Annotated in this window: 5 protein-coding genes; 3 read left to right on the forward strand and 2 right to left on the reverse strand. The window is 65.2% G+C overall.

The features are described from left to right. Window positions 1-50 precede the first annotated feature (50 nt). Entirely contained in the window at window positions 51-1,193 is a 1,143-nt protein-coding gene (locus WCE35_RS26120) for a type III PLP-dependent enzyme (protein WP_424596198.1), read from the reverse strand. A 651-nt stretch (window positions 1,194-1,844) separates the two neighbouring features. Then, window positions 1,845-2,105 (reverse strand): hypothetical protein, encoded by a 261-nt coding sequence (locus tag WCE35_RS26125; protein WP_424596199.1) that lies wholly within the window; start codon window positions 2,103-2,105, stop codon window positions 1,845-1,847. A 129-nt stretch (window positions 2,106-2,234) separates the two neighbouring features. On the opposite strand from WCE35_RS26125, the gene WCE35_RS26130 reads away from it, so the two are divergent. Genes WCE35_RS26130 through WCE35_RS26140 form a run of 3 tightly spaced genes read left to right on the forward strand, consistent with a single transcriptional unit; the run spans window position 2,235 to window position 6,002 of the window. Then, window positions 2,235-4,325 (forward strand): M3 family metallopeptidase, encoded by a 2,091-nt coding sequence (locus WCE35_RS26130; protein ID WP_424596200.1) that lies wholly within the window; start codon window positions 2,235-2,237, stop codon window positions 4,323-4,325. Window positions 4,326-4,338: 13 nt separating this feature from the next. Beyond that, a complete protein-coding gene (locus WCE35_RS26135) occupies window positions 4,339-4,971 on the forward strand; it encodes a DUF1007 family protein (RefSeq protein ID WP_424596201.1) in 633 nt (210 codons plus the stop codon). 38 nt (window positions 4,972-5,009) lie between these two features. Further along, window positions 5,010-6,002, forward strand: coding sequence for a nickel/cobalt transporter (locus tag WCE35_RS26140; RefSeq protein WP_424596202.1), 993 nt, complete (start codon window positions 5,010-5,012; stop codon window positions 6,000-6,002). Window positions 6,003-6,074: the final 72 nt, after the last annotated feature.

Genomic DNA, 6,074 nt, shown 5'->3' on the forward strand with positions numbered 1-6,074 from the left:
GGTCAAGCCCGAGGGCTTGCCTCCCCCGCAAGCGGGGGAGGTGAGAGCACTCAGATGTGGTAGGTCCTGAGCGGCGGAATGCCGTTGAACGCCACCGAGGCGTAAGTCGAGGTATAGGCCCCGGTGCCCTCGATCAGCAGCTTGTCGCCGATCTCGAGCGTCACCGGCAGCGGGTACGGCAGTTTCTCGTACAGCACGTCGGCGGAATCGCAGGTCGGACCCGCGAGCACGCACGGCGTCATGTCCGCACCGTCATGCGGGGTGCGGATGGCGTAGCGGATCGACTCGTCCATCGTCTCGGCGAGACCGCCGAACTTGCCGATGTCGAGATAGACCCAGCGCACCTCGTCCTCGTCGCTCTTCCTGGAGATCAGAACGACTTCGGTCTCGATGATGCCGGCATTTCCGACCATGCCGCGTCCCGGCTCGATGATGGTTTCCGGGATCTGGTTGCCGAAATGCTTGCGCAGCGCACGGAAGATCGACCGGCCGTACTGCACGACCGGAGGAACGTCCTTGAGGTACCTGGTCGGGAACCCGCCACCCATGTTGACCATGGACAGGTTGATCCCGCGCTCGGCGCAGTCGCGAAACACCGTCGAGGCCATCGCCAGCGCCCGATCCCACGCCTTCACCTTGCGCTGCTGCGAGCCGACATGGAACGAGATGCCGCAGGGCTCCAGCCCAAGCCGCCTGGCGAGGTCGAGCACCTCGACCGCCATCTCCGGATCGCAGCCGAACTTGCGCGACAGCGGCCATTCGGCGCCGGCGCAGTCATAGAGAATGCGGCAGAACACCTTGGCGCCGGGGGCGGCGCGGGCGATCTTCTCGACCTCGGCTGAGCAGTCGACCGCGAACAGGCGAATGCCGAGCGCGAAGGCGCGCGCGATGTCGCGCTCCTTCTTGATCGTATTGCCATAGGAGATGCGGTCCGGCGTCGCCCCCGCGGCCAGCGCCATTTCGATCTCGGCCACGGTGGCGGTGTCGAAGCACGAGCCCATCGAGGCCAGCAGCGACAGCACCTCGGGCGCAGGATTTGCCTTCACCGCATAGAACACGCGGCTGTCCGGCAACGCCTTGGCAAACGTCTGGTAGTTGTCACGCACGACTTCGAGGTCGACGACGAGGCAGGGCTCGGTGTCCCGGCCCTCGCTGCGGCGGTTGCGCAGGAATTCCTGAATACGTTCGGTCATAGCACCCTCCAAACGGCCCAGCGACGGGACCCGTTCAAATTGTTCTCGGACCTGAATGCTTCGGCCTTGCCGCACGATGGAGACGCGACAAAGCCTCGAACTCAGACCGAACTGTGCTGCCGTGGATTGGTTGGGAATTTCCCGCCCGCACACCTGGCAATGAAGGACAAGCCTTTTCAGTAGCCCGCGCCGGCGGTGGAATGCCGGTAGAGACCAAAAAAGCCCGATCCGTCGTTGCTTTAAGTCGCGTCCCCCGTTGAGAGCGGGGTGCGCCGGTTCGCCTCCGGCTGCCAGTCACGGTTGCAAGGAGCGAAGGGACCTTCAACGGCATCTCTTGAGAGAGATGCTGGCCACTCGAGCTGGAGCGACCCTCGGTTCTTCATCCCTTGGCGGCTGTCCGGCCTCTTGTCCGGATACCTACCGACTGACACACGACCACAGGCACGTGCGAAATTGGGCAAAATGGAAATAAGCTGTTTGAATCTGCTTCGCAACATTTTTTTTGGGTTGAGAACAAATTTCCCTAACGCGGGCTTTCCACGCCGCGCCCGGCGAACGCCAGCGGCGCTGAACATGAATGGGCGTTAAGTTTTCCTAACGAAGCGTAAGCGTTTGAGGCCTGTGCCGCAGCGCTTTCCTGGCTGTCGGACGTTACGCGCGTCGTGTGAACGGCTCGACGCGCTGCGCGGCGCGGATGAACGCCACCATGATGAGGACGCCGACCGCAAACAGCACGGCCTGCAGGATGTGCGCGCCGGTATCATCGAGGCCGAACAGAATCGCGAGCGCCCAGCCGCCGGCAAACGCCGCGCCGAACACTTCCGCGCCGATCAGGATCGCCGCGCTGACGACGGTGACGACGCTCGGCCAGACGATCTCGCGGCGAGCTTTTGAAGAGGGCTGCATGGTCATCGAATAGGTCCTGTTCAGGGCCCGCAATCTCTCTGAAAAGGCCCCCGCCATCAAGCGCAAAAGGTCCAAAAATGCCGTATCGCGTGCTATAGATTGTCCGGTCTTTTCGAGGCGAAAACGGGAATTGTGATGTCGGAAACCCTGCAAACGGCGGCGAGTTCGTCAGGCTCGGCAAACCCGCTGCTACGGCCGTGGCAGACGCCGTTCGAGACGCCGCCTTTTGCCGAAATCGCGCCGGAGCATTTCGTGCCGGCGTTCGAGCAGGCGTTTGCCGATCACTCGGCCGAGATCGCCGCCATCACCCACGACCCCGCGACGCCGGACTTCGCCAACACCATCACGGCGCTGGAGCGCGCCGGCAGGCTGCTCACCAGGGTCTCGGCCGTGTTCTACGACCTGGTGTCGGCGCACTCCAATCCGGCACTGCTCGAGATCGACAAGGAAGTGGCGCCGCGGATGGCGCGGCACTGGAACCCGATCATGATGAACGCGGTGCTGTTCGGCCGCATCGCCATGCTGCACCAAAACCGCGCCACGCTTAAGCTGACCGGCGAGCAGATGCGGCTCCTGGAGCGCAGCTATACGCGCTTCCACCGCGCGGGCGCAGGGCTCGATGACACAGCCAAGGCGCGGATGGCCGAGATCAACGAGCGGCTGGCGGATCTCGGGACCTCATTCAGCCATCATCTGCTCGGCGACGAGCAGGACTGGTTCATGGAGCTCGGCGAAGACGATCACGCCGGCCTGTCGGACTCCTTCGTGGCGGCGGCGAAGGCCGCGGCCGAGGCGCGTGGCATGCAGGGCAAGGCGATCGTGACGCTGTCGCGGTCCTCGGTCGAGCCGTTCCTGAAGAGCTCCACCCGCCGTGACCTGCGCGAGAAGGTGTTTCGGGCCTTCACCGCGCGCGGCGACAACGGCAACGACAATGACAACAACGCCGTCATCGTCGAGATCCTGGCCTTGCGCGAGGAGCGCGCGAAAATCCTGGGCTTTCCGACCTATGCCGCCTATCGCCTCGAGGATTCCATGGCCAAAACGCCGGAAGCGGTGCGGGGCCTGTTGGAGCGGGTCTGGAAGCCGGCGCGGGCGCGGGCGCTGGCCGACCGTGACGCGCTGCAGGCGCTGATCGCAAAAGAGGGCGGCAATTTTGCGCTGGCGCCCTGGGATTGGCGCTACTACGCCGAAAAGCTGCGGCAGATCAGCGCCAATTTCGACGACGCCGCCATAAAACCCTATCTGGTGCTCGACCACATGGTCGAAGCCGCCTTCGACTGCGCCACCCGCCTGTTCGGCATCACCTTCGCCGAGCGCAAGGATATCCCGGTCTGGCACCCGGACGTGCGCGTCTGGGAGGTCAGGGGGCCCGACGGCAAGCACAAGGCGCTGTTCTACGGCGATTACTTCGCCCGGCCGTCGAAGCGCTCCGGCGCCTGGATGACCTCGCTGCGCGACCAGCAGAAGCTCGACGGCGCCATCGCGCCGCTGATCATCAACGTCTGCAACTTTGCCAAAGGCGCCGACGGCGAGCCGTCGCTGTTGTCGCCCGACGACGCGCGGACGCTGTTCCACGAGTTCGGCCACGGCCTGCACGGCATGCTGTCGGACGTCACCTATCCGTCGCTGTCCGGCACGTCGGTGTTCACCGATTTCGTCGAGCTGCCCTCGCAGCTCTATGAGCACTGGCAGGAGCAGCCGCAGGTGCTGCGGCAATTTGCCCGCCACTACCAGACCGGCGAGCCGCTGCCGGACGATCTCTTGAAGCGCTTCCTCGCCGCGCGAAAATTCAACCAGGGCTTTGCCACGGTCGAGTTCGTCGCCTCGGCGCTGATCGATCTCGAATTCCACACCCAGCCGGCCGCCGCCAGCCGCGATATCCGGGCGTTCGAGCAGGCTGAACTTGAAAAGATCGGCATGCCCGCCGAAATCGCGCTGCGGCACCGGCCGCAGCAATTCGGCCATATCTTCTCAGGCGATCACTATGCCTCGGGCTATTACAGCTATATGTGGTCGGAGGTGATGGATGCCGACGCCTTCGGCGCCTTCGAGGAGGCCGGCGACATCTTCGACCCCGCGACCGCCAGGCGCCTGCACGATGACATCTATTCCTCGGGCGGCTCGCGCGACCCCGAGGATGCCTATGTCGCATTCCGCGGCCGCGAGCCCGAGCCGGACGCGCTGCTGCGCCGCCGCGGGCTCGCGGAAACGCCGGAGGCGGCCTGAGGTGAAATCGACGATGCGATGGGGGCTCGGTGTGGCGGTTGCGGTCGGCGTTGCGCTTGGCGCGGTGACCGCGGAGGCGCATCCGCATGTCTGGATCACCGCCAAGAGCGAGGTGCTGTACGCGCCCGACGGCACCGTCACCGGCGTCCGCCACGCCTGGACGTTTGACGACATGTTCTCGACCTATGCGCTGCAAGGCATCGAGGCCAGGACCAAGGGCGCCTACAGCCGCGAGGAACTGGCGCCGCTGGCGCAGACCAATGTCGAGTCGCTGAAGGAATTCGGCTTCTTCACCTTCGCCAGGGCCGACGGCAGCAAGGAGAAGTTTCTGGAGCCAGTGGATTACTTCCTCGACTACCAGGACAGCCTGCTGACGCTGCATTTCACGCTGCCCGTGAAGGTGCCGTTCAAGGCCAGGCAGCTTACGCTCGACGTGTTCGACCGCGCGTTCTTCATCGACTTCAAATTCGCCGACCAGGATCCGATCAAGCTGGTCGGCGCGCCCGCCGACTGCAAGCTGCAATTCCAGCGGCCGAACGATGGCACCGCCAGCGCCCAGAAACTCGGCGAGCAGAATTTTGCGGGCGGCGACGGCGCGAATTATGGTGCGATGTTCGCCAACAAGATTACGGTGGATTGCCCGTGAGGCCGTGTGCCCGCTTCGCGCATTTGCTGGCGATCGGCATGGCGGCGTGTGCCGCCATTGTCGCGTTCGACGGCCTCTCCCATGCGCTGCTGGCGCAAAACCCGTTCGGCGGGCCGCGACCGGCGGCCGCCGAGCCGCAGCTTGGCGGTATCGTCGGCTGGCTGCTGGCCAGGCAGTCGGAATTTTATCGCGAGATATCCTCGACCATCCGCGCCGCCAAATCCGACGGGTCGGCGGTGTGGACGCTGCTCGCGATCTCCTTTGCCTACGGTATCTTTCACGCCGCCGGCCCCGGCCACGGCAAGGCGGTGATCTCGTCTTATCTGGTTGCCAATCAAGAGACCGCGCAGCGCGGCATCGCGCTGTCGTTCGCCTCCGCGCTGCTGCAGGCGCTGGTCGCGGTGCTGGTCGTCGGCATCTTTGCCTGGCTGCTCAACGCGACGGCGAAGACGATGTGCGGGGCCGAGAAGGCGATCGAGATTGCAAGCTACGCACTGATCGCCGCCTTCGGCGCCCGGCTGGTCTGGACCAAGGGCGGCGGATTCATGCGCGCGCTGCAGGCGCAGCCGGTGCCGGCGATGGCGACCGTGCATCATCACCACGATCATCATGACCACGGCCACCCCGATCACGTCCATGACGAGCATTGCGGCCATTCCCACGGGCCCGTGCCAAGTGAGCTTGCCGGCCCCGGTGGCTGGCGGCGGGGTTTTGGCGCGATCCTCGCCGTGGGCTTGCGGCCCTGTTCGGGCGCGATCCTGGTCCTGGTGTTCGCGCTGGCGCAGGGTCTGTTCTGGGCCGGCATCGCCGCGACCTTCGTGATGGGGCTTGGCACCGCCATCACGGTCGCGACGATCGCGGTTGTCGCCGTATCGGCGAGGGACCTTGCCCGGCGCCTGAGCGCCGGCCGCGAGGGCGGCGGCACCTTGGTGATGCGCGCCATCGAATTCGGCGCGGCCGGCCTGGTGCTGCTGTTCGGCCTCGGCCTGTTGTTCGGCTATCTCGCCGCCGAGCGGGTGACGTGTCTGTGAAAGTGCGTAGGGCGGGTTCTCTTTAACCCGCCATCTTGCGTGCAACGGCGGGTTAAAGGGAACCCGCCCTAC

The organism is Bradyrhizobium sp., assembly GCF_049691595.1.
Classification (GTDB): domain Bacteria; phylum Pseudomonadota; class Alphaproteobacteria; order Rhizobiales; family Xanthobacteraceae; genus Bradyrhizobium.

Coding starts and splice junctions, on each gene's coding strand:
- WCE35_RS26120 (WP_424596198.1), bottom strand. CDS start 1,193: ATGACCGAACGTATTCAGGAATTCCTGCGCAACCGCCGCAGCGAGGGC.
- WCE35_RS26125 (WP_424596199.1), bottom strand. CDS start 2,105: ATGACCATGCAGCCCTCTTCAAAAGCTCGCCGCGAGATCGTCTGGCCG.
- WCE35_RS26130 (WP_424596200.1), top strand. CDS start 2,235: ATGTCGGAAACCCTGCAAACGGCGGCGAGTTCGTCAGGCTCGGCAAAC.
- WCE35_RS26135 (WP_424596201.1), top strand. CDS start 4,339: ATGCGATGGGGGCTCGGTGTGGCGGTTGCGGTCGGCGTTGCGCTTGGC.
- WCE35_RS26140 (WP_424596202.1), top strand. CDS start 5,010: ATGGCGGCGTGTGCCGCCATTGTCGCGTTCGACGGCCTCTCCCATGCG.